This is a genomic window from Actinomadura rudentiformis, assembly GCF_008923185.1.
In the GTDB taxonomy this organism is placed as follows: domain Bacteria; phylum Actinomycetota; class Actinomycetes; order Streptosporangiales; family Streptosporangiaceae; genus Spirillospora; species Spirillospora rudentiformis.
In genome coordinates, this window is record NZ_WBMT01000012.1 from 166,405 (window position 1) to 187,320 (window position 20,916).

Consider the following 20,916-nt stretch of genomic DNA (forward strand, 5'->3'; position numbering starts at 1 on the left):
GGCAGGTACGAACCCAAATCCCGAACGCGCCTAGGAGAAGCAGTGAAAACAATCGCATAGTGGCCGGGTGGGCTGCCGTCCCCCGGTTAGGGTGAGGGCGGGCCATCGCCTGGGGTTGCGCCACATCCTGTGCTCTGCGCGGCACAGGTCCAACATCAGCCACCAGCAAACTGGCGTGTGTTCGTTGTCGTTGAGGGCCGGTCCCAGGCTGAGGCCGCTACCTGACCGTGCACGGCCTGGTCACTCCGCAGCACAATGAACGGCCCCGCGCCTCCCACATCCGCTTCCGAGCCGAGCTGCCCGGCAGGCGACTCCACCAACGGTGGCACTGACACCGAGATGCTCACCTGGCTGGACGACCAGTCCCGCTATGGCGTCGCCGCGCACGCCCGCGTCACCGGCCAGATCGTCTGTGAGGCCGCCAGTTCGTGCTGCGGTGAGCACACAGCGATGTGAGTGGGAACCGGTGATCGTCCTTTGGCGTCGGTCTCTACGATCGATCGGCCGACGTGACACGACGAGGAGTGCTCCCATGAGCGATGCCGGACAGCCGGATGAGGCAACCGTCCTGCATGAACAGGGGCTCCGGGCACGGCGCGAGGGCGACCAGGCGGAGGCGGAACGGTGCCTCCGGGAGGCGTTCGAGAAGGGGCGACCGGCCGCCGCCCACGATCTGGCCGGGCTGCTGCTGAAGCGGGGCGACAAGGCCGAGGCCGTGGAGTGGTATCGGCGCGCGGCGGAACAAGGCGTGCCAGAGAGCGCCTTCGAGGTCGGCTATGCGGAGGAAGGGCGCGGCGACCTGGAGGAGGCCGAGCGCTGGTACCGGCAGGCCGCCGAGGGGGGCTACGCGGGCAGCTACGTCAACCTTGGAGTGATCCTGCGGGATCGAGGGGCCGTGGAGGAGGCGAAACAGTGCTACCTGCGTGCCTGGGAACTGGAATCCGACCCCAAGGCGGCCTCCAACCTCGCGGCGATCTACGACGATGACGGGAAGGGCGATCTCGTCGCCGCCGCCGAATGGTACGGCCGGGCGGCCGACCTCGGTAACGCCATCGCCGCGTACAACCTGGGGTTCGTCTGGCAGGACCGGGGCGAACCCGGCAAGCGCTTGGAGGCATGGCGACGCGCCGCGGACCTCAAGCACCCCAACGCCGCTTTCGCGATCGCAGACGTTCACCTATCGCAGCAGAACGTGGACGAGGGCGTCACCTGGTTGCGCAGGGCGGTCCTAGAGGTCGGCAACGCCAAGGCCGCGCGCAGGCTCAGGGACATCTACGCGAACGCGGGACGGCACCGGATGGCCCGGTTCTGGGGCGAGTTCCTGGAGGGGCCGACGTTCTACAGCCCGGAGTTCCAGGCGTTCGCGAGTGAGATCGCCGCCGTCAGGATCCACCAGCAGGACGTGTTCAACAACGCCTTCACACAGGACTACATCGAATGGGACCCGGAGGAGGCGACCGTGACACTGGACGGCCGCACCCTGCGGGGGCTCACCGTCCTGGGCAGCTTCTCCAACCTTTCCCAGACCTGGCTGTGGGCGTGGGACAACCCCACCTGGGACCAAGACCTGCCCGCCTTGGCAGGGCTGCGCACCCTTCGGGAATTCGGCGAACGCCACCAGATCCCCGAACTGCTCAAGGGCCACCTCGACTTCTCCCGGTTCAACCATCCTGCCGAGGGCGCGTTCACGATGGCCCTTGCGGCCGCCCCGATCATCGGCGCCAAGGGTGTCAGCTTCGTCACCGTCAACGAAGGGAAGGGCCGCCTTGTCCTGGCCATCGACGATCCGAGCGTGCCCGCGGCGCAGTTCGATCGCCTGGCCGTGCCCCGCCTCCTCACGCATGCCGCCGAGGTCTGGCCGTACGAGCAGCGCCGTGTGGTCCGCGGCTTCATGGAAAGCCACGGGTTCGAGATCAGCGAATCACCAGCCGTCATCGTCGTCGAATCCGCCGACGGACACCGCGTCACCGTCCAATGTCCTCTTGAGAAGGCCAAGGAACACCCCGAGGTCAAGGCCATCCTCGGCCGCGACAACGCCATGATCGTGGAGAACACGCCCGCCCGCATCCAGGGTCAGCGCCCAGGCGGCGAAAGTCCCTACCGCCTGGTCGTGCTCTTCGACCTGGACGACCGCATCACCACCATCAGCAGCGGAGCGGAAGCCGCGTCCGGTGAGTGAGATCCGGCACCCCGGCCATGCGGCGTTCAGCACTCGATGACGTTTACGGCTAGGCCGCCTCTTGAAGTTTCTTTGTATTTGTCGAGCATGTCGCGGCCGGTGTCGCGCATGGTCTTGATGGCCTTGTCCAGGGAGACGAAGTGGCGGCCGTCGCCGCGGAGGGCTATGCGGGTGGCGCTGATGGCCTTGGTGGCGCCCACCGCGTTGCGTTCGATGCAGGGGATCTGGACCAGACCGCCGATGGGGTCGCAGGTCAGGCCCAGGTTGTGCTCGATGCCGATCTCGGCGGCGTTCTCCACCTGGGCGGGGGTGCCGCCCATGACCTCGGTCAGGCCGGCGGCGGCCATGGAGCAGGCGGAGCCTACTTCGCCTTGGCAGCCGACTTCGGCGCCGGAGATGCTGGCGTTCTGTTTGAAGAGGACGCCGATGGCGCCGGCTGTCAGGAGGAAGCGGACGGCGCCTTCGTCGGACGCGCCGGGGACGAATTTCGCGTAGTAGTGCAGGACCGCGGGGATGATCCCGGCGGCGCCGTTGGTGGGAGCCGTGACGATGCGGCCGCCGGCGGCGTTCTCCTCGTTCACGGCCAGGGCGAAGAGGGTGACCCAGTCCATGGCGTGCAGGGGGTCAGAAGGGGTCTCGGAGGTCAGCTGGCGGTGCAGTTGGGGCGCGCGGCGGCGGACCTTGAGGCCGCCGGGCAGGAGGCCCTCCTGGGCGCAGCCACGGGTGACGCACTGCTGCATGACGCGCCAGAGGGTGATGAGGTCTTGTTTGATCTCCTGCTCGGTGCGGCCGAAGGCCTTCTCGTTCTCCATCATCAGGGCGGAGATGGAGAGGCCTGTTTCGTTGCAGCGGTCCAGGAGCTCGGCGGCGGTGTCGAACGGGTGGGGGAGGACCGTGTCGTCGGGCTTGATGCGGTCGGCGCCGGTGGCGTTCTCGTCCACGATGAAGCCGCCGCCGACCGAGTAGAAGACCTTGCTGCGGAGCTCGTGGCCGTCCTGGGAGTACGCGGTGAAGCGCATGCCGTTGGGGTGGCCGGGGAGCGATTCCCTGCGTTCGAAGATCAGGTGCTCGTTGACCACGAAGGGGATCTCGTGGTGCCCGAACAGGGTCAGGGTGCCGCTTTCGCGGATCACCTTCAGGCGGGCGTCCACCGAGTCGACGTCCACGAGTTCGGGTTTGTCGCCCTCCAGGCCGAGGATGACGGCCTTGTCGCTGCCGTGGCCCTTGCCGGTGAGGCCCAGCGAGCCGTAGAGGGTGACGTGGACGGTCGCCGTCTTCTCCAGGATGCCGTCGCGGTCCAGGCCGCGGGCGAAGCGGTGGGCGGCGGCCATCGGGCCGCCGGTGTGCGAGGAGGACGGGCCGATCCCGATTTTGAAGAGGTCGAAAACGCTGATCGCCATGGGTGCTACCTCGTCGTAGCCGCTCCCCGCCGGGGGATCCCGGCGGGGAGTTCGTGCACTACAGGTTGGGATACAGAGGGTGCTTGCCGGCCAGTGCCTTGACGCGGGCGCTCAGGGCCTCGGAGTCGAAGGACGGCCGGAGCGCCAGGGCGATGACGTCCGCCACCTCGCGGAAGTCGTCGTCCTGGAAGCCTCGGGTGGCCAGCGCAGGGGTGCCGATGCGGAGGCCGGAGGTCACCATCGGCGGGCGCGGGTCGTTCGGCACCGCGTTGCGGTTGACGGTGATGCCGATGGAGTGCAGCCGGTCCTCGGCGTCGCGGCCGGTCAGCTCGGAGTCCACCAGGTCGACCAGGACCAGGTGCACGTCGGTGCCGCCGGTGAGGACCTTCACCCCGGACTCGGCCTCGGCGAGGAGGCGGTCGGCCAGGATCTTGGCGCCGTCGATGGTCTGCTGCTGACGGGCCTTGAACTCCGGCGACGCGGCGATCTTGAGGGCCACGGCCTTGGCGGCGATCACATGTTCCAGCGGGCCGCCCTGCATGCCGGGGAAGACCGCGGAGTTGACCTTCTTGCCGTACTCCTCGCGAGCGAGGATCAGGCCGCCGCGCGGGCCACCGAGGGTCTTGTGCGTGGTGGTCGTCACGACGTCGGCGTACGGGACGGGCGACGGGTGCAGCCCGGCGGCGACGAGGCCGGCGAAGTGCGCCATGTCGACCATCAGCAGGGCGCCCACGGAGTCGGCGACCTTCCGGAACGCCGGGAAGTCGAGCTGGCGGGGGTAGGCCGACCAGCCTGCGACGATCATCTTGGGGCGGTGCTCGGCCGCGAGGGACGCGACCTCGGCCATGTCGACCAGGCCGTCCTCGGAACGCACGTGGTAGGGCACCACGTTCAGGGTCTTGCCCGAGTAGTTGAGCCGCATGCCGTGGGTGAGGTGGCCGCCGTGGGCGAGGTCCAGGCCCAGGATCGTGTCGCCGTGCTGCAACAGCGCGAAGTAGACCGCGGTGTTGGCCTGCGCCCCGCTGTGCGGCTGGACGTTGGCGTGCTCGGCGCCGAACAGCTCCTTGGCCCGGTCGATGGCCAGCTGCTCGGTGACGTCGACGTACTCGCAACCGCCGTAGTAGCGCTTGCCGGGGTATCCCTCGGCGTACTTGTTGGTGAGAACGGAACCCTGGGCCTCAAGGACGGAGACCGGGGCGAAGTTCTCCGAGGCGATCATCTCGAGCGTCGACTGCTGCCGGTTCAGCTCCTGGGCGACCGCCGCGGCGACCTCAGGGTCGACCGCTGCCAGCGGATCGTTCAGGATCGTCATGCTCAGCTCTCCTCGATCAGCTTGGTGTAGGCCGCGGCGTCGAGCAGGTCGCCCGGCTCGTCGCTCACGCGGACCTTGAAGATCCAGCCCTCACCGTACGGGTCGTCGTTGATGACCTTGGGCTCGTCGATCACGGCGGAGTTGATCGCGGTGATCTCGCCGCTGACGGGGGAGTACAGGTCGCTGACCGACTTGGTCGACTCGACCTCGCCGCAGGCCTCGCCTGCCTCCACGGTGTCGCCCTCGCCGGAGCTCAGCTCCAGGTAGACGATCTCGCCGAGGGCGTCGGCGGCGTGCTGGGTGATGCCGACCGTGACGATGCCGCCCTCACTCTCAAGGCCGGACACCCACTCGTGCTCTTCGCTGTAACGGAGCTGCTCCGGAACGCTCACGATTGTTCTCTCTCCCAGGTTCAGATTTCTGCAGGTGTCAGGAACGCTTGTAGAACGGCAGGTCGACCACGTCGACAGGTTCCTGCCGGCCGCGGACGTCCACCGCGAGTTCGGTCTCCGTGACGCCGCTGTCGACGTACGCCATGGCGATCGGCTTGCCCAGTGTCGGCGACGGAGCCCCGCTGGTCACGACCCCGCACGGCGTGCCGTCGGACGTGACGACCTGGTAGCCCTTCCTGGGGGCCCGCCGGCCGCGCGCGACCAGTCCTACCAGCGTACGACCCGGAGGTGTCTGGGCCTGCGCCGCCAGGGCCGCCTTGCCGACGAAGTCGCCCGGCTTGTCCAGCTTGACGACGCGGCCGAGGCCCGCTTCGTACGGCGAGGTCTCGGTGGTCAGCTCGTTGCCGTACAGCGGCATGCCCGCCTCGAGCCGCAGCGTGTCACGTGAGGAGAGCCCGCAGGGAACGACCCCTTCGACCTCGGCCAGCGCCTGCCAGAGCGCGACGGCGTCCCCGGCGTCGACGAACAGCTCGAAGCCGTCCTCGCCCGTGTAGCCCGTCCGCGCGAGCAGCGCGTCGATCCCCGCCACCTTGGCCGCGAAGATCGCGTAGTACCTGAGCTCCGGCAGCGGCGCGTCGGTGAACCCGGCGAGGATCTCCTGCGCCCTGGGTCCCTGGAGGGCGATGAGGGCGTACGCGTCGGAACGGTCGTCGACCCGCGTCTCGAAGCCGGCCGCACGTTCGACCAGCGCGTCCCGCACCACCGCGACGTTGGCCGCGTTGGCCACGACCATCCAGGTCTCGTCCGCCAGCCGGTAGACGATCAGGTCGTCGAGCACGCCGCCGTCCGGCGCGCAGATCATCGTGTAGCGCGCCTTGCCCACCGCCATCGGCGACAGGTTGCCGACGAGCGCGTGGTCGAGGGCGGCCCCGGCCTGGGGCCCGCTGAGGAAGATCTCGCCCATGTGGGAGAGGTCGAAGAGCCCGGCGCCGGTGCGCACCGCGGCGTGCTCGGACGTCTCGCTCGCGTACCGCAGCGGCATCAGGTAGCCGGCGAAGTCGACGAGGTTCGCCCCGAGGCCGGAATGGACGTCGTAGAGCGGCGTCTTCTTGGGGTTGGCGGACATGGGTCGGCTCCTTGTTCGACGCGGGCGCGCGTGATCTCCATGGTCCCACTCGCGCACCGGGCTCGGCGGTGCCTCCCCCTCTGTCATCGGCGCCTGAGAGCTTCACCCCGAGGGGCTTTCACCTTCGGCGGGGGACGCGTGGTCCCCGCTTTCCAGAGGTCGCCTCGTCCGTGCGGTCCGTGGGCCTGAGAGGTTCCGGGGAGGATTTGCTCCTTCGGCGTCCCTGGCCGGCTGCCAGGGCACTCTCCCGCACGGGATCATCGGCTGCGCCCCAGGCTAGCAGCGCCTCCACCCCCCGGACCAGCGGTCAGACGGGGGTCACATAGGCGCCCGAGATGCCGCCGTCCACCAGGAACTCGGAGGCGGTGATGAACGAGGCGTCGTCGGAGGCCAGGAAGGCCACGGCGGCGGCGATCTCGGTGGCTTCGGCGAAGCGTCCGGTGGGGATGTGGACCAGGCGGCGCGCGGCGCGTTCGGGGTCCTTGGCGAAGAGCTCCTGGAGGAGGGGAGTGTTGACCGGCCCCGGGCAGAGGGCGTTCACGCGGATGCCCTCGCGGGCGAACTGGACGCCCAGCTCGCGGGACATGGCCAGCACACCGCCCTTGGAGGCGGTGTAGGAGATCTGCGACGTGGCCGCGCCCATGACCGCCACGAACGAGGCGGTGTTGATGATGGAGCCCTTGCCCTGCTCGCGCATGTACGGGATCACGTGCTTGCAGCACAGGTAGACGCTCGTGAGGTTGACGTCCTGGACGCGCTTCCAGGCGTCCAGGCCGGTCTCCAGGATCGAGTCGTCGTCGGGCGGGGAGATGCCCGCGTTGTTGAACGCGACGTCGATGCGCCCGAAGGCGTCGTGGGCCGCCTTGTAGAGGGCCTCGACCTCCGCCTCGGACGTGACGTCCACCTTGACGAAGAGGCCGTCGATCTCGGTCGCGGCGGCCTTCCCCGCGGCCTCGTCGAGGTCGGCGATCACGACCTTGGCGCCCTCCTCGGCGAAGCGCCGGGCGGTCGCCAGGCCGATGCCGCTGGCCCCGCCGGTCACGACGGCCACGCGGCCCTGCAAGCGCTGCATCTCTCTCCTCAGTCTGTGGCGGTTCGGTCTGTGGGTGGTTTGGTCTGTGGCGATTCAGTGGGCTGGCGATTCAGTCGGTGGCGATGAAGACGTTCTTGGTCTCGGTGAAGGCGTCCAGGGCGTCCGGGCCGAGCTCGCGGCCGAGGCCGGACTGCTTGAACCCGCCGAACGGGGTCCAGTAGCGGACGGACGAGTGGGAGTTGACCGAGAGGTTCCCGGCCTCGACGCCGCGGGCCATGCGGATGCCGCGGCCCAGGTCGCGCGTCCAGATCGAGCCGGCCAGGCCGTACGGGGTGTCGTTGGCGATCCGGACGGCGTCGGCCTCGTCGTCGAACGGGACGACCGTCACGACCGGGCCGAAGACCTCGTCGTGCCAGGCCGGGAGGGTGTCGTAGGCGGGCGTGGCCAGGACGGTGGGCGGGTACCAGAAGCCGGGGCCGTCGGGCGCCGTCCCCCGGAAGGCCACGGCGTCCTCGGGGACGTACGAGGCGACCTTGGTGCGGTGGGCGGCGCTGATGAGCGGGCCGACCTCGGTCTCCGGGTCGCCCGGGTCGCCGACGACGACGTTCTGGACGGCTGGTTCGAGGAGTTCCATGAACCGGTCGTAGGCGGTGCGTTCGACGAGGATGCGGGAACGCGCGCAGCAGTCCTGCCCCGCGTTGTCGAAGACGGCGTAGGGCGCCGTGGCCGCGGCCTTCTCGAGGTCGGCGTCGGCGAAGACGATGTTGGCGTTCTTGCCGCCGAGCTCCAGCGTCACCCGCTTCACCTGGCGGCCGGCGGCCGCCATGATCTGCGTGCCGACGCGGGTGGAGCCGGTGAAGACGATCTTCTGGACGTCCGGGTGCTCGACCAGCCGCGCCCCGGCGACCGGACCGGCGCCGGGCAGGACCTGGAGCACGCCCTCGGGGATGCCCGCCTCCAGGGCCAGCTCGCCGATCCGCCGGGCGGTCAGCGGGGTCAGCTCGGCGGGCTTGACGATGACGGCGTTGCCCGCCGCGAGGGCGGGGGCCATGCCCCAGGCGAGGATCGGCATCGGGAAGTTCCACGGCACGATCACGCCGACGACGCCGAGCGGCTCGGCGAACGTCACGTCCAGGCCGCCCGGCACCGGGATCTGCCGCCCGAACTGCCGTTCCGGCGCCGCCGCGTAGTACGTGAGGACGTCGCGGACGTTGCCTGCCTCCCATCGGGCCTGGCCGATCGGATGTCCCGCGTTGGCGACCTCCAGCGCGGCGAGCTCGTCCACATGGGCGTCCACGGTGGCGGCGAAGGCGCGAAGGAGCCGGGCCCGGTCGTCCGGCGCCACGGACCGCCATACCTGGAATGCCCGTTTGGCGCGTTCCACGGCCGCGTCGGTCTCCGCGGCCGACGCCAGGCGGACGGTCTCGACGACCTTCTCGGTCGCCGGGTTGATCACATCGAAGTCGGTCATGGTCCCTCGGTCGCTCTTCCGATCGGTTGCTCTCGGGATCGGCTGCTCTTCCCGGTCACAGGCGTTCGAAGCCGCGGTGCAGCTCCCAGTCGGTGATCGCCCGGTCGTAGGCGTCCAGCTCGACCCGGGCGTAGTTGGCGTAGTGGTCGACGACCTCCTTGCCGAAGGCCTCCTGGGCCAGGGTGCTGCGATTCCAGTCGTCGGCCGCGTGGCGCAGCGTCCCGACGACGGTCTCCGCCTCGCTGGCGTAGGCGTTTCCGGTGTACGCCTCCTCAAGCGGCAGCTCGTTGTCGATGCCGTGCAACCCGGCGGCGATCAGCCCCGCGACCGCGAGGTAGGGGTTGACGTCGCCGCCGGGGACACGGTTCTCGACGCGGAGGGACGGGCCGTGGCCGACGAGCCGGAGCGCGCAGGTGCGGTTGTCCACCCCCCACTTGATCGCCGTAGGCGCGAAGGAACCCGGCTGGTAGCGCTTGTAGGAGTTGATGTTCGGCGCGTACAGCAGGGTGAAGTCGCGCATGGCCGCCTGCTGGCCGGCGATGAAGTGCTCGCCGATCTTGGACAGCCCGTACGGACCGTCGCCCGCCATCACCAGCGACCCGTCCCGGCCCCTGATCGAGATGTGGATGTGGCAGGAGTTGCCCTCACGCTCGTCAGGCTTGGCCATGAACGTGATCGACATCCCCTCCTGGGCGGCGATCTCCTTCGCACCGGTCTTGTAGAGCACATGGTTGTCGCACGTGGCCAGTGCGTCTGTGAAGCGGAAGGCGATCTCGTGCTGCCCGAGGTTGCATTCGCCTTTGGCCGACTCCACGTACATCCCGGCGCCCGCCATGCCGTTACGGATCCGGCGTAGCAGAGGCTCGACCCGCGCGCCGCCGAGCAGCGAGTAGTCGACGTTGTACTGGTTGGCCGGAGTGAGGCCCTTGTACGACTTGTTCCAGGCCTCCTCGTAGGAGTCCTGGTAGACGATGAACTCCAGCTCCGTGCCGACGTACGCGCCCCATCCCCGTTCGGCCAGCCGGTCGAGCTGGCGCCGCAGGATCTGCCTCGGCGAGGCGAGCACCGGGGCGCCGTCCTCCCAGACCAGGTCGGCGAAGACCAGCGCCGCGCCCTCCTGCCAGGGGATGCGGCGCAACGTGCTCATGTCGGGCCGCATGACGAAGTCGCCGTAACCCCGGTCCCAGGACGACATGTCGTAGCCGTCCACGGTGTTCATGTCGACGTCCACGGCCAGCAGGTAGTTGCACCCCTCCGAACCGTGCCCGGCGACCTCCTCCAGGAAATAGCGCGCCGACAGGCGCTTGCCCTGGAGCCGGCCCTGCATGTCGGTGATCGCGATGATGACGGTGTCGATCTGGCCTGCTTCGGCCTCGACCCACAGTTGTTCCAGGCTGAGCGATGGGTGCACGGAGCCACCTTCCGGTTGGCCGGCCGGCCGACTTAGCCGACGGACTTCAAGTCTTCCTCGATGGCGGCCAGTTCCGCCGCACTGCCCTGCACCTTCGGTCCCGTGAACCAGCGGCGCGCCGACACCAGCCACCACAGGCCTGCCCCGCCCAGCACCACCAGGACGGCGACCGGCGCGTAGTTGAAGGTGTCCTTGGTGATCGGGTTGACGGGCGGCAGCATGAACAACACCGAGATGAACACCACCCAGACCACCGCCACGATCCCTACTGGCCGTCCCCACTTGCCGAGGTGCCAGGGACCGCGCTGGAACCGGTCGCCTTGCCGCAGCCGCAGGAACGTCGGGATCACGTAGGCGATGTACAGGCCGATCACCGCCACGGACGTGACGGCCAGGTAGGCGGTCTTGTTCCAGATGGCCGGCAGTGCCAGCACCCACGCGCCGCCCGCCGCCAGCCAGATCGCGTTGGTGGGGGTACGGGTGCGCTTGTTGATGGCGTGCCAGATCCTCGAGAACGGCAGCGCGCCGTCCCGCGAGAACGCGTAGATCATCCGGGAGTTGGCGGTGACCGAGGCCATGCCGCAGAAGAACTGCGCCACGAACGAGATGAGGATCAGCAGCTTGCCGGTGGTCTCCCCGGCCGCCGCGACGAAGATCTCCGCCGGGCCGCCGGTCAGCGACTTGTCGTAGTCCTGGATCGCGAACGTCACGCCGAGCAGCAGGATCCAGCCGGCGATCACCGACACCAGCACCGAGTTGACGATGCCCTTGGGGCCGCTGCGCGCGGCGTCCCGGGTCTCCTCGGTCATGTGCGCGGACGCGTCGTATCCGGTCATCGTGTACTGGGCGAGCAGGAGGCCGATCAACGCCGCGTACCCGCCGTACTGCCAGCCGGTGCCGTTGACGAACTCGGTGAACACGAACTCCGCCGACTGGTGCTTCGCCGGTTTGACCACCAGCACCCCGACGACGACCGCGACCCCGACGACGTGCCACCACACGCTGACGGTGCCGAGCAGCGCCACCAGCTTCACGCCGAACTGGTTGACCAGCGCGTGCGCCGCCAGGATCACCGTGAACAGGATGAACGTGTGCCCGAGCGACACCGAGTACCCGAACTGCAGGTCGAGCAGCGGGTTCAGGAACGCCGCCGAGCCATAGACGATCGCCGCCGTCACCGCGACCTGGCCGATGAAGTTGAACCAGCCGGTGAACCACGACCACGCCGCGCTGTTGGACGGCGCCAGCTTGGCCGCCCAGTAATAGAGGCCGCCCGCCGTGGGATAGCTGGAGCACACCTCGGCCATGGCGAGCGCCACCAGGAGCGTCATGGCGCCGACGAACAGCCAGCCCCAGGTGATCACCACCGGTCCGCCGCCGGACAGGCCGATCGTGTAGGAGGTCAGGCAGCCGCTGAGCACCGAGATGATGGTGAACGAGACCGCGAAGTTGGAGAAGCCGGACATCGAACGGCTGAGCTCCTGGGCGTAGCCCAGCTCGTGCAGCCGCTTTTCGTCGTCGGATAGGGAATCGGGCGAGGGCGAGGACGCCTTGTGCTCGTCGATGCTCACGAGCGCCTCCTAGCAGTCCGTACGGGTCCGTACGAGTCCGTACCGGGGTTGGACCTGCGGGATTAGCACGTCATAAACGGGCTAATGTCAGACCATTAGTGGTGACGAGCACGTTCGCGTCAAGACCCGTGGCCACGCGAAACAGACATGTAACGTGGCTCCCGACGTTGGGGGGCGGTGAAAGGCGGCGATGCTGGGCGACACCGGGGAGTCCTCACCCCCACCGGGCGCCGAACCGGGCACCGCGGGGATCAGCGCCGTGTTCCGTCCCGTCCGGGCCGGGAACGCCTTCGAGGAAACCGTCGAGCGGCTGCTCCAGGTCATCAAGCTGGGTGTCGTCGGCCACGGCGAGCGGCTGCCCCCTGAACGCGAGCTCGCGCCGCGGCTCGGCGTGAGCCGGGTGACGTTGCGGGAGGCGATCCGGGCACTCCAGCAGGAGGGGTACGTGGAGTCCCGGCGCGGCCGCGCCGGCGGCACGTTCGTGACCTACCGGCCGCCCCGCCCCCGCCGCGGTGATCTCGCCAGGGTCGCGGCCGGGCACGGAGAGCAGCTCACCGACGCGCTCACGTTCCGGATGGCGGTCGAGACCGGGGCCGCCATACATCTGGCCTCCACCGGCCTGGAGCCGGCCCAGGCGGCCCGCCTGCGCGCCGCCCTGGAGGCCGTCAACACGGCGAACGAGGCGGACTACCGGCGGCTGGACACGATCTTCCACCTCACGGTCGCCGAGCTGACCGGCTCGGAGCTGCTGTCGGCCGCCTGCACCGACGCGCGGATGCGGGTCACCGACCTCCTCAACGCCATCCCGGTCCTGCAGCGCAACATCGAGCACGCCGCCGTCCAGCACGCCGCGATCGTCGACGCCGTCCTGGCCGGCGATCCCGAAGCCGCACGCCGTGCCGTTGCCGAACATCTGGAGGGCACCGCGGCCTTGCTGCGCGGCTTCCTCGCCTAGCCCAGCGCGTGTCGTGCCGCTGCTCCGACGGGGGGTGCGCTCCGCGGCTTCTTGCCCAAGTTTGTGGGCCGTGAAGTGAACTCGTACGCGGTTGCCGTGCGTTTCCCATAACGTACGCTGAACGGGTCGTTGGAGATCACGAGTCGCCGGTATTCACGAGGGGGACGCGCACGCATGGAGTTGCTGCTCTGGGTGGCAGGTGTGCTCGGGTTCTTCCTGTGCCTCATGGGTTCCATCGCGCTGCACGAGCTGGGGCACTTCTCGTTCGCCAAGAAGTTCGGCGTGCGAACCACCCAGTTCATGGTCGGTTTCGGGCCGACGATGTGGTCCCGGACCAAGGGCGAGACCGAGTACGGGATCAAGTGGATCCCGCTGGGCGGCTACATCCGCATGATCGGGATGCTCCCGCCGCGCAAGGGCGACGCCCCCGGCCAGGTGCGCCAGGTCAGCACCGGGCCGTGGCAGGGGCTGATCGAGTCCGCCCGCGGCGCGGCGCTGGAGGAGGTCCGTCCCGGCGACGAGAACCGGGTCTTCTACGCCAAGAAGTGGTGGCAGAAGCTCACCATCATGTTCGGCGGCCCGGCCATGAACCTGCTGCTCGCGGTGCTCTTCTTCGCGATCCTGATCATGGGCATCGGCCAGGAGAACCGCGTCGCCCGGCCGGTCGTCAGCGCGGTCAGCGAGTGCGTCGTCCCGGCCGCCCAGGCGACCGCGAAGTGCCCGGCGGGCGCCACGCCCACCCCGGCCGCCAAGGTCGGCATCAAGCCCAATGACCGCTTCGTCTCGTTCGCGGGCCAGAAGATCGAGAACTACCCGCAGCTGCAGACCCTGATCCGCGACTCGGCCGGCAAGACCGTGCCGGTGGTGGTCGACCGCGGCGGGCAGCAGGTCTCCCTGCAGGTCCCGATCATCAAGAACCAGATGCCCGACCTCAAGGACGAGACCAAGACCGTCACGGTCGGGTTCCTCGGCATCACGCCGCTGCAGGAGTACACCTACGAGCGGCAGGGGCCGGTCGCGGTGGCCGAGCAGTTCGGCTCGATGACGGCGCACACGGCCGGGGCGCTGGTGCGCATGCCGCAGAAGATGGTCGGCGTCTGGCACGCCGCGTTCGGCGACGAGAAGCGCGACCCCAACGGGCCGGTCGGCGTCGTCGGGGTCAGCAGGCTGGGCGGCGAGGTCGTCGCCGCCGAATGGCCCACCAAGCGCAAGATCGCGATCTTCATCGGCCTGCTCGGCTCGATCAACCTCGCGATCGGGATGTTCAACCTGGTGCCGCTGCTGCCGCTGGACGGCGGCCACATGGCCGGGGCGCTGCTGGAGGGGTTGAAGAAGTTCTTCGCCAGGCTCTTCGGCCGTCCCGACCCCGGCTACGTCGACGTCGCCAAGGCGCTGCCGCTGACCTACGTGATGGCCGCCATCATGATCGTCATGGGTGGGCTGCTGATCTACGCCGACCTGGTCAATCCCATCAGGCTCTCGGGCTAGCCCGGCCCTCCCCAGGCTTCGAGGGGCATCTCGCCGGTCTTGTGGAAGGCCCGCAGGCTCTCCAGGTACGGCCCGACGACCAGGCCCTTCTCCGCCAGCCAGGCGTCCGAGCCGTAGGTGTGGGCATAACGCTCGGCGCCGTCGCAGATCAGCGTGACCACGCTGCCGCGTTCGCCGCGCGCCAGCATCTCGGCGATGAGCCCGGCCACGCCCCACATGTTGGTACCGGTCGAGCCGCCCACGCTGCGCCCGGTGACCTCGCTCGTCCAGCGCATCGCCGCGATGGACGCCGCGTCCGGCACCTGGATCATCCGGTCGATCACGGTCGGCAGGAACGACGGCTCCACCCGCGGCCGCCCGATGCCCTCGATGCGCGAACCCGGGGCCGTCCGGAACCGGTCGTCGTCGGCGAACCCGCCGAAGAACGCCGAGCCCTCCGGGTCGACCACGGCGACCCTGGTCTGGAAGCGCCGGTACCGCGCGTACCGCCCGATCGTGGCCGAGGTGCCGCCGGTGCCCGCGCCGACCACGATCCAGGACGGCTCCGGAAACCGTTCCAGCGACAGCTGCTCGAAGATCGACTCGGCGATGTTGTTGTTGCCGCGCCAGTCGGTGGCCCGCTCGGCGTAGGTGAACTGGTCCATGAAGTGCCCGTCGCACTCCTGCGCCAGCCGCCGCGACTCGTCGTAGATCGACGACGGGTCGTCCACCAGATGGCAGCGGCCGCCGTAGAACTCGATCAGCTCGATCTTCTCCGGGCTGGTCGTCGCCGGCATCACCGCGATGAACGGCAGCCCGATCAGCCGGGCGAAGTACGCCTCGCTGACCGCCGTCGATCCGCTGGACGCCTCGATGATGGTGGTCCCAGCGTGGATCCAGCCGTTCGCCAGCCCGTACAGGAACAACGACCGCGCCAGCCGGTGCTTCAACGATCCGGTCGGGTGGACGGACTCGTCCTTGAGGTAGAGGTCGATGCCCCACTCGGGCGGCAGCGGGAACACGTGCAGGTGGGTGTCGGCGCTGCGGTTGGCGTCGGCCTCGACCTTGCGGATCGCCTCGGAGATCCACGCGCGGCCCCCGGGATCGCAGCGGTCCACAATGCGGCTCATCCCCGCCACCTCCCTCGTTGCCCTCAGGTAACCCCTGATCGGCGTGCTCTTAACGATATCTGTGCATGTCGCAGGGCATGATTGGGGGACGGGGGTCTCATGTTCGAGTTGTTCACGCACCGGATCGTGGAGACGGGCAGGTTGCCGCTCTTCTCGTTCTTCACCGCGTTCATCGTGATGTTCGTCGTGACCAGGGTGAACGTCCGGCTGATCCGGGCCGAGATGCGCTGGTGGTTCAAGAACGTCAAGGCCGGCGATCTCCATATCCACCATGTCGTCTTCGGCGTGGTCCTGATGCTCGTCGGCGGCGTCGCGAGCATGGCGATCCCCGACGAATACGGCGGCTTCGACGTCGCCGCCGCGATCATCTTCGGCATGGGCTCCGCGCTCGTGCTGGACGAGTTCGCGCTGATCCTGCATCTCAGCGACGTCTACTGGACCGAGAAGGGCCGGGCGTCGGTGGACGCGGTCTTCGTCGCGATCGCGGTGACCGGGCTGCTCCTGCTCGGCATCCGGCCCCTCGGATTCGAGGGGATCCAGCCCGACCCGGAGGGCGGGATCAGCCATACCGGTCTGATCGTCATCTACTTCGTCACGCTGGCCGCCAACCTGGCCCTCGCCGTGGTCACGCTCCTCAAAGGGAAGATCTGGACCGGGCTGCTCGGGCTCTTCGTCCCGCTGATCCTCATCATCGGCGCGATCCGCCTGGCCCGCCCCGGCTCGCCCTGGGCCCGCTGGCGGTATGTGCCGGGTTCGCGCAAGGCGCGCCGTGCCCAGTGGCACGAGGAACGGTTCCGGCGTCCCCTCATCAGGGGGAAGATCTGGGTCCAGGAGTTCATCGCGGGACGCCATGATCTCGACCTCCGCAGTCTCCGCAAAGGGGTGACGGAGGCGCGCGGCGCCCGGTCACAACCAGGTGACCAGGTCCGCCAACCACATGACGGCACCTGACGGAGGAGCCCGCGACCGGTGGTCAGTCGATGACCGGCGCGATGGCCTTCACCGTGTCGATGGTGTCGGCCTCGGCGGCGGACTTGTCGGGACGGTAACGGAGCACGCGGGCGAAGCGGAGGGCGATGCCGCCGGGGTAACGCGGGCTGTGCTGGACGCCGTCGAAGGCGATCTCGACGACCAGCTCCGGGCGGACGTGGACGGTCCAGGAGTCTTCGCGGACGGCCAGCTCACGCAGCTTTTCGGTCTGCCAGGCGAGGAGCTTGTCGGTGAGGCCCTTGAACGTCTTGCCGAGCATCACGAACCCGCCCGTCTCGGGATCGCGGGCGCCCAGATGGAGGTTGGACAGCAGCCCCTGCCGGCGGCCGTGGCCCCACTCGACCGCCAGCACGACGAGGTCGAGGGTGTGCCGGGGCTTGACCTTGATCCACCCGGCGCCGCGGCGGCCGGCGGTGTAGGGGGTGTCGAGCGACTTGACCACGACGCCCTCGTGGCCCAGCGCGACGGACTCCGTGAAGAACTCGGTGGCCCTGTCAGGAGATGACGTGACGACCCGGGGCATGCGGAGATCTTCGGGGGCGACCCGGGCCAGCGCGGCGTGGCGCTCGGCGGACGGGGCGTCCAGCAGGTCGTCGCCGTCGAGGTGGAGGACGTCGAACAGGAAGATCGAGAGCGGCACGGAGCCGGCGCTGTGCGTGCGGGTCGCGGTCCGGGCCGAGGTGATCTGGAACGGATGAGGGCGTCCGTCGGGCCGGAGCGCGATGAGCTCGCCGTCGAAGACGGCGGTCTGGACGGGGAGCGCGCGCATGGCCTCGACCACCTCGGGGAGGCGGTCGGTGATCTCGTCGAGGGTGCGGGTGAAGACACGGACCCCGCCGCCGTCCGAGGCGGGGGTGACGTGGATCTGGGCGCGGATGCCGTCCATCTTCCACTCGACCGCGACCTCGCCCTTGGGCTTCTCGCCGGCACCGGGCTTCTCGCCGGCACTGAGCTTCTCGAGGGCCTCCTCCATCGTGGGAGCGGCGGCGGCCAGCATCGGCTTGATGGGGCGGCCCACCTCCAGGCCGAACGTGCGGAGGGCGTCGACACCGTCGGCGAGTGCGGCGGCGGCGACGGGGCCCAGGGCGCCGCGCAGCATCACCGCGCGCCGTACCTCGGTGGCCGGGACCTCCGCCGCGGCCGCGATCGCCTCGGCCATCACGCCGTCGAGGGCGCCCTGGCGCAGCTCGCCGGCGAGGAGCCGGATCAGGAAGTCCTGCTCGGCGTGGGTGGCGCGGGCGAGGAGGGCGGCGAGCAGCTCGCGGCGGCGGGCGACCGAGCCCTTGCCCGCCACGGCGCCGATCTCGGTGAACGCGGCGTCGATCTCGGAGACGCCCAGGGACGGGACGGCCGCGGGCTCGGGTATCTCGCGCAGCGAGGCGTAGCCGACGCCGATCTGGCGCTGGGGAAGGTCTCCGGACAGGTAGGCCACCACGATGGCGGCCTCGCCGGGATCGGCGGCGCGCAGGCACTCGGCGAGCAACCCCACCTTGGTCTTGCGGCCCGACGTGCCGGCCACCGCGTCCGACGTACGAGCGATCTCCGCGAGCAGCACATCTTCCATTGTGTCCGTAAGGTCTGACAGTTGCCGCTACCGGGGCCTCTGGTCAGGGGCACGTTCGCCCGATTACCTTTTCGGGCATAGGGGCTGTCCGGGGAGTTGTCGGGTGAGTAGGGAGCGGGGAGTGGGGCGTCCACGTCCGCCTGAGCCTTTCCAACGCGTCTACTCGGCGCCGGACCCGCCGGCGCGGGCGCGCCGCCCGCGGGTCGCCGCCGTGGTGACCGCGGTGGTGTCCTTCGCGATCGCCGCCGCCGTGGTGTTCGTGGTCGTGCCGGGCGGTGACGAACGGGAGAAGGCCGGGCAGTCTCCGGCTCCCGCACCCACGGGCGGAGGCGGAACGGAGACCTCCGGGCCGCCCACCCCCTCGGACACGCCCTCGGAGAAGCCGGCGTCGCCGTCGCCGAGCCCCAGCGTCGCGGGAGCGCCGCCGATCACCGCGTTGCCCGCGTCCTGCAGCACGGTCGCCCAGGGCACGGTCCGCCGTCTCATCCCGGGCGCGCGCCGCCAGGAGCAGAGCCGCAACACCACGCTGACGACCTGCACGTACGCCTCGACCGGAGCGGACTCACGCTGGCTGCGGGTGGAGGCCCACCTCTACCCGCCGGACAAGTCGACGTCGCCGGTGGACGACGCGAAGGGCTACTACAACGCCCAGTGGACCCAGGCGCAGAAGCCCACGCTCGAGCAGACGGTGAGCCTCAGCCGGCACCGCGGGCTCGGCGACGAGGCGTTCCGCTGGTTCAAGGTGGACAAGGGGCAGCCGACGGTCGTCGGACAGGTGACCGTACGACTTCGCAATACGGTGATAGCCGTCAGTTACAGCGAATATGCCGAGAGTAAAAATGAAACGGATTCGCGTGAGCAAACGTGTCTCACCAAAGCCACGGACGTCGCGCGAGAAGTGCTGGCCGGTATCAGTTGAATCATTTCTGACCGAATTCGGCCGAACGCGGGATAAGGGCTGTCATTCGCTCCTAAGGTGTTTCGGTATAGGGGAGGGCGGTACCGGCCCGCCCGGTGGGAGGGCGATGCCCGGTACGGTCGGCCCGTGGGGAGGAGGAGGTCGACGGCGTGTACGCGCGATTGACAGGAGTGTCCTGGGTGTAGCCGTCCCCGGGGGCAAACCGGAGATCCTCAGAAGACGGGCCGCAGGGTGGACCATCACCCCGCGGCCCGTATCGGTCTTTTAGGCGTACCAATTGAATTGCGGTGGCCGCTTCCGTGAGGCCATCACCTAATGTGAAATCGGACGGCCGAGCGTAGCTTGTCCGTTGAAAGGGTGGTTGGGTGGGGGCTGTGAGAAGGCGTTTGATGGGAGTTGACGGTGGAACCGGTTGCAGTTTGGTGGGCGACCCTGGGAGATGTGCGTCCGGCCCACATCGAGCTGCTCGACCCGGTCGAACGCGAGCGCCGGGAACGGTATCTGCGTGACGCCGACCGGAATCGGTTCACCCTCGGCGTCGCCATCACCCGGCTCGCCGTGGGGAGGGCGCGCGGCCTCGCTCCAGAACACGTTCCCGTTGACCGGGCGTGCGACGACTGCGGCAAGCCGCACGGACGCCCGGTGATCGAAGGCGGCCCGCATGTCTCGGTCTCCCACTCCGGTGACCGGGTCGCGGTGGCGATCTCGCCGTACGGCCCGCTCGGCGTGGACGTCGAGGAGACCGGGCGCGCGACGGAGAGCATCGCCGGGCACCTGCTGGCGCCCGCTGAGAAGGCCGACGCCGAGACCGGCACCGGGGCCGCCGGGATGAGCCCCGAGGCGCTCGTCGCGTACTGGACGCGCAAGGAGGCCGCCCTCAAGGCGACCGGCGACGGCCTGCGGGTCGCCCTCACGCACCTGCACATGTCGCCGCCCGCCGATCCGCCTCGGCTGGTGGCCTGGGAAGGCAGGCCGGACCTGCCCGGCCGCATGGCCATGCGGACCCTCGACCCCGGTCCCGGCTACGCCGCCTGCCTCGCGCTCATCGACCATCCCGCGGACGTGCCGCTGGCCGAGCGCCCTGCCGGGGAGGTGCTCGGCCCGCTCCGCCCGCCTTCAGACTGGGCACGCTAACGGAGCGGCGCGGGTATACGGGCGAGCAGGCGCAGCGAGGCGGGGGAGACGCGGGAGAGCGCGTGCAGCAGGTGGCTCTCGAAGTTGACGGGCACGAGGGGCTTGTTCTTCGCGATCGCGTCCATGATCCGCTCCGCCACCTTCTCCGGCGGGTAGCGGCGCATCTGGAGCGCCCGCTGGCCGCGTTCGCGCAGGCGCTCCTGCTCGGCCTCGCTCACGCCGACGTACGTGGCGTTGCGGGCGATGTTGGTGTTGGCGAAGCCGGGGCACACGGCGGTGACGCCGATGCGCGACCCGGCGAGCTCGGCCCGCAGGCATTCGCTCAGCATCACCACGGCGGCCTTGGTCGTGCAGTACGCGGGCAGCTCGCGCGACGGGGTGTACCCGGCGGCCGAGGCGATGTTGACGATGTGCCCGCCCTTGTTGGGCTTGTCCGGCTTGTTGGGCAGGTTGTTGACGCGCTCCACCATCTGCCTGCCGAACAGCCGCGAGCCGTGGATCACGCCCCAGAGGTTGACGCCGACGATCCGCTCCCAGTCCTTCAGGCCGGTGTCCAGGAACGGGCCGGCCACGGCGATCCCGGCGTTGTTGACCACGATGTCGGGGACCCGGTGGGTGGACCGCACCTCGTCGGCGAACGACTCCATCGCCCCGGCGTCCGCGACGTCGACCTGGTAGGGGGTGCCGTCCGCGCCCAGTGCCTTGGCCAGGACGATCGTGCGTTCCGCCGACTCCAGGTCGATGTCGGCCGCGATGACCTTCGCGCCGCGTTCGGCCAGGGCCAGCGTGGTGGCGCGGCCGAAGCCGCTGCCGGCCCCGGTCACGACGGCGAGCGCTCCGTCGAACTGCGCGATGGGCATGG

The 20,916-nt window shown here is 69.5% G+C and carries 19 protein-coding genes and 2 riboswitches; of the genes, 7 read left to right on the top strand and 12 right to left on the bottom strand.

Annotation, left to right across the window (positions count from 1 at the left end):
• Window positions 1-255 precede the first annotated feature (255 nt).
• Window positions 256-456 carry a hypothetical protein gene (locus tag F8566_RS50125; RefSeq protein WP_192809853.1) on the top strand — a complete coding sequence of 67 codons (201 nt, stop codon included), beginning with the start codon at window positions 256-258 and terminating at the stop codon, window positions 454-456.
• 76 nt (window positions 457-532) lie between these two features.
• A complete protein-coding gene (locus tag F8566_RS25400) occupies window positions 533-2,179 on the top strand; it encodes a tetratricopeptide repeat protein (RefSeq protein WP_192809854.1) in 1,647 nt (548 codons plus the stop codon).
• A gap of 26 nt (window positions 2,180-2,205) precedes the next feature.
• On the opposite strand, the gene F8566_RS25405 is transcribed toward F8566_RS25400, so the two are convergent.
• From F8566_RS25405 to F8566_RS25440, 8 genes are all read right to left on the bottom strand, one after another.
• On the bottom strand, window positions 2,206-3,579 hold the full coding sequence (locus F8566_RS25405) for an L-serine ammonia-lyase (protein ID WP_151564148.1): 1,374 nt from the start codon (window positions 3,577-3,579) through the stop codon (window positions 2,206-2,208).
• A gap of 58 nt (window positions 3,580-3,637) precedes the next feature.
• Complete coding sequence (locus tag F8566_RS25410) at window positions 3,638-4,891, bottom strand: serine hydroxymethyltransferase (RefSeq protein ID WP_151564150.1); 1,254 nt, start codon at window positions 4,889-4,891, stop codon at window positions 3,638-3,640.
• 2 nt (window positions 4,892-4,893) lie between these two features.
• Window positions 4,894-5,283, bottom strand: a complete 390-nt coding sequence (gcvH, locus tag F8566_RS25415) for a glycine cleavage system protein GcvH (protein ID WP_151564152.1) — start codon at window positions 5,281-5,283, stop codon at window positions 4,894-4,896.
• A 37-nt stretch (window positions 5,284-5,320) separates the two neighbouring features.
• The gene (gene gcvT, locus F8566_RS25420; protein WP_151564154.1) at window positions 5,321-6,409 is read right to left on the bottom strand and encodes a glycine cleavage system aminomethyltransferase GcvT; all 1,089 of its coding nucleotides are present in this window, start codon (window positions 6,407-6,409) and stop codon (window positions 5,321-5,323) included.
• 70 nt (window positions 6,410-6,479) lie between these two features.
• Window positions 6,480-6,571, bottom strand: a riboswitch (glycine riboswitch).
• Window position 6,572: 1 nt separating this feature from the next.
• Window positions 6,573-6,669, bottom strand: a riboswitch (glycine riboswitch).
• A 47-nt stretch (window positions 6,670-6,716) separates the two neighbouring features.
• The gene (locus F8566_RS25425) at window positions 6,717-7,481 is read right to left on the bottom strand and encodes a 3-oxoacyl-ACP reductase (RefSeq protein WP_225993507.1); all 765 of its coding nucleotides are present in this window, start codon (window positions 7,479-7,481) and stop codon (window positions 6,717-6,719) included.
• Between the two features lie 70 nt (window positions 7,482-7,551).
• A complete protein-coding gene (locus tag F8566_RS25430) occupies window positions 7,552-8,913 on the bottom strand; it encodes an aldehyde dehydrogenase family protein (RefSeq protein WP_151564159.1) in 1,362 nt (453 codons plus the stop codon).
• 55 nt (window positions 8,914-8,968) lie between these two features.
• Entirely contained in the window at window positions 8,969-10,324 is a 1,356-nt protein-coding gene (locus F8566_RS25435; RefSeq protein WP_225993508.1) for a glutamine synthetase family protein, read from the bottom strand.
• Window positions 10,325-10,356: 32 nt separating this feature from the next.
• Window positions 10,357-11,895, bottom strand: coding sequence for an amino acid permease (locus F8566_RS25440; protein ID WP_225993509.1), 1,539 nt, complete (start codon window positions 11,893-11,895; stop codon window positions 10,357-10,359).
• 190 nt (window positions 11,896-12,085) lie between these two features.
• On the opposite strand from F8566_RS25440, the gene F8566_RS25445 reads away from it, so the two are divergent.
• Window positions 12,086-12,850 (top strand): FadR/GntR family transcriptional regulator, encoded by a 765-nt coding sequence (locus tag F8566_RS25445; protein ID WP_151564161.1) that lies wholly within the window; start codon window positions 12,086-12,088, stop codon window positions 12,848-12,850.
• A gap of 174 nt (window positions 12,851-13,024) precedes the next feature.
• Window positions 13,025-14,338: a M50 family metallopeptidase gene (locus F8566_RS25450; RefSeq protein WP_192809855.1), complete on the top strand. Its 1,314-nt coding sequence runs from the start codon at window positions 13,025-13,027 to the stop codon at window positions 14,336-14,338.
• Here the strand turns inward: F8566_RS25450 and F8566_RS25455 are convergent.
• Complete coding sequence (locus tag F8566_RS25455; RefSeq protein WP_192809856.1) at window positions 14,335-15,447, bottom strand: L-cysteine desulfhydrase Cds1; 1,113 nt, start codon at window positions 15,445-15,447, stop codon at window positions 14,335-14,337. The two genes, F8566_RS25450 and F8566_RS25455, sit on opposite strands and share 4 nt — an antisense overlap.
• Window positions 15,448-15,546: 99 nt before the next feature.
• On the opposite strand from F8566_RS25455, the gene F8566_RS25460 reads away from it, so the two are divergent.
• Window positions 15,547-16,398 (top strand): hypothetical protein, encoded by an 852-nt coding sequence (locus F8566_RS25460; RefSeq protein ID WP_225993510.1) that lies wholly within the window; start codon window positions 15,547-15,549, stop codon window positions 16,396-16,398.
• Between the two features lie 22 nt (window positions 16,399-16,420).
• Here F8566_RS25460 and F8566_RS25465 read toward each other — a convergent pair whose 3' ends face one another.
• Entirely contained in the window at window positions 16,421-17,992 is a 1,572-nt protein-coding gene (locus F8566_RS25465; protein ID WP_151564163.1) for an ATP-dependent DNA ligase, read from the bottom strand.
• 168 nt (window positions 17,993-18,160) lie between these two features.
• The gene (locus F8566_RS25470) at window positions 18,161-18,541 is read right to left on the bottom strand and encodes a hypothetical protein (protein ID WP_151564165.1); all 381 of its coding nucleotides are present in this window, start codon (window positions 18,539-18,541) and stop codon (window positions 18,161-18,163) included.
• Window positions 18,542-18,578: 37 nt separating this feature from the next.
• Between F8566_RS25470 and F8566_RS25475 the strand changes: the two genes are divergently transcribed.
• Window positions 18,579-18,920 carry a hypothetical protein gene (locus F8566_RS25475; RefSeq protein WP_151564167.1) on the top strand — a complete coding sequence of 114 codons (342 nt, stop codon included), beginning with the start codon at window positions 18,579-18,581 and terminating at the stop codon, window positions 18,918-18,920.
• A 441-nt stretch (window positions 18,921-19,361) separates the two neighbouring features.
• Window positions 19,362-20,054 (top strand): 4'-phosphopantetheinyl transferase family protein, encoded by a 693-nt coding sequence (locus F8566_RS25480; protein ID WP_225993511.1) that lies wholly within the window; start codon window positions 19,362-19,364, stop codon window positions 20,052-20,054.
• On the opposite strand, the gene F8566_RS25485 is transcribed toward F8566_RS25480, so the two are convergent.
• On the bottom strand, window positions 20,051-20,914 hold the full coding sequence (locus tag F8566_RS25485) for an SDR family NAD(P)-dependent oxidoreductase (RefSeq protein WP_151564171.1): 864 nt from the start codon (window positions 20,912-20,914) through the stop codon (window positions 20,051-20,053). The two genes, F8566_RS25480 and F8566_RS25485, sit on opposite strands and share 4 nt — an antisense overlap.
• Window positions 20,915-20,916 lie beyond the last annotated feature (2 nt).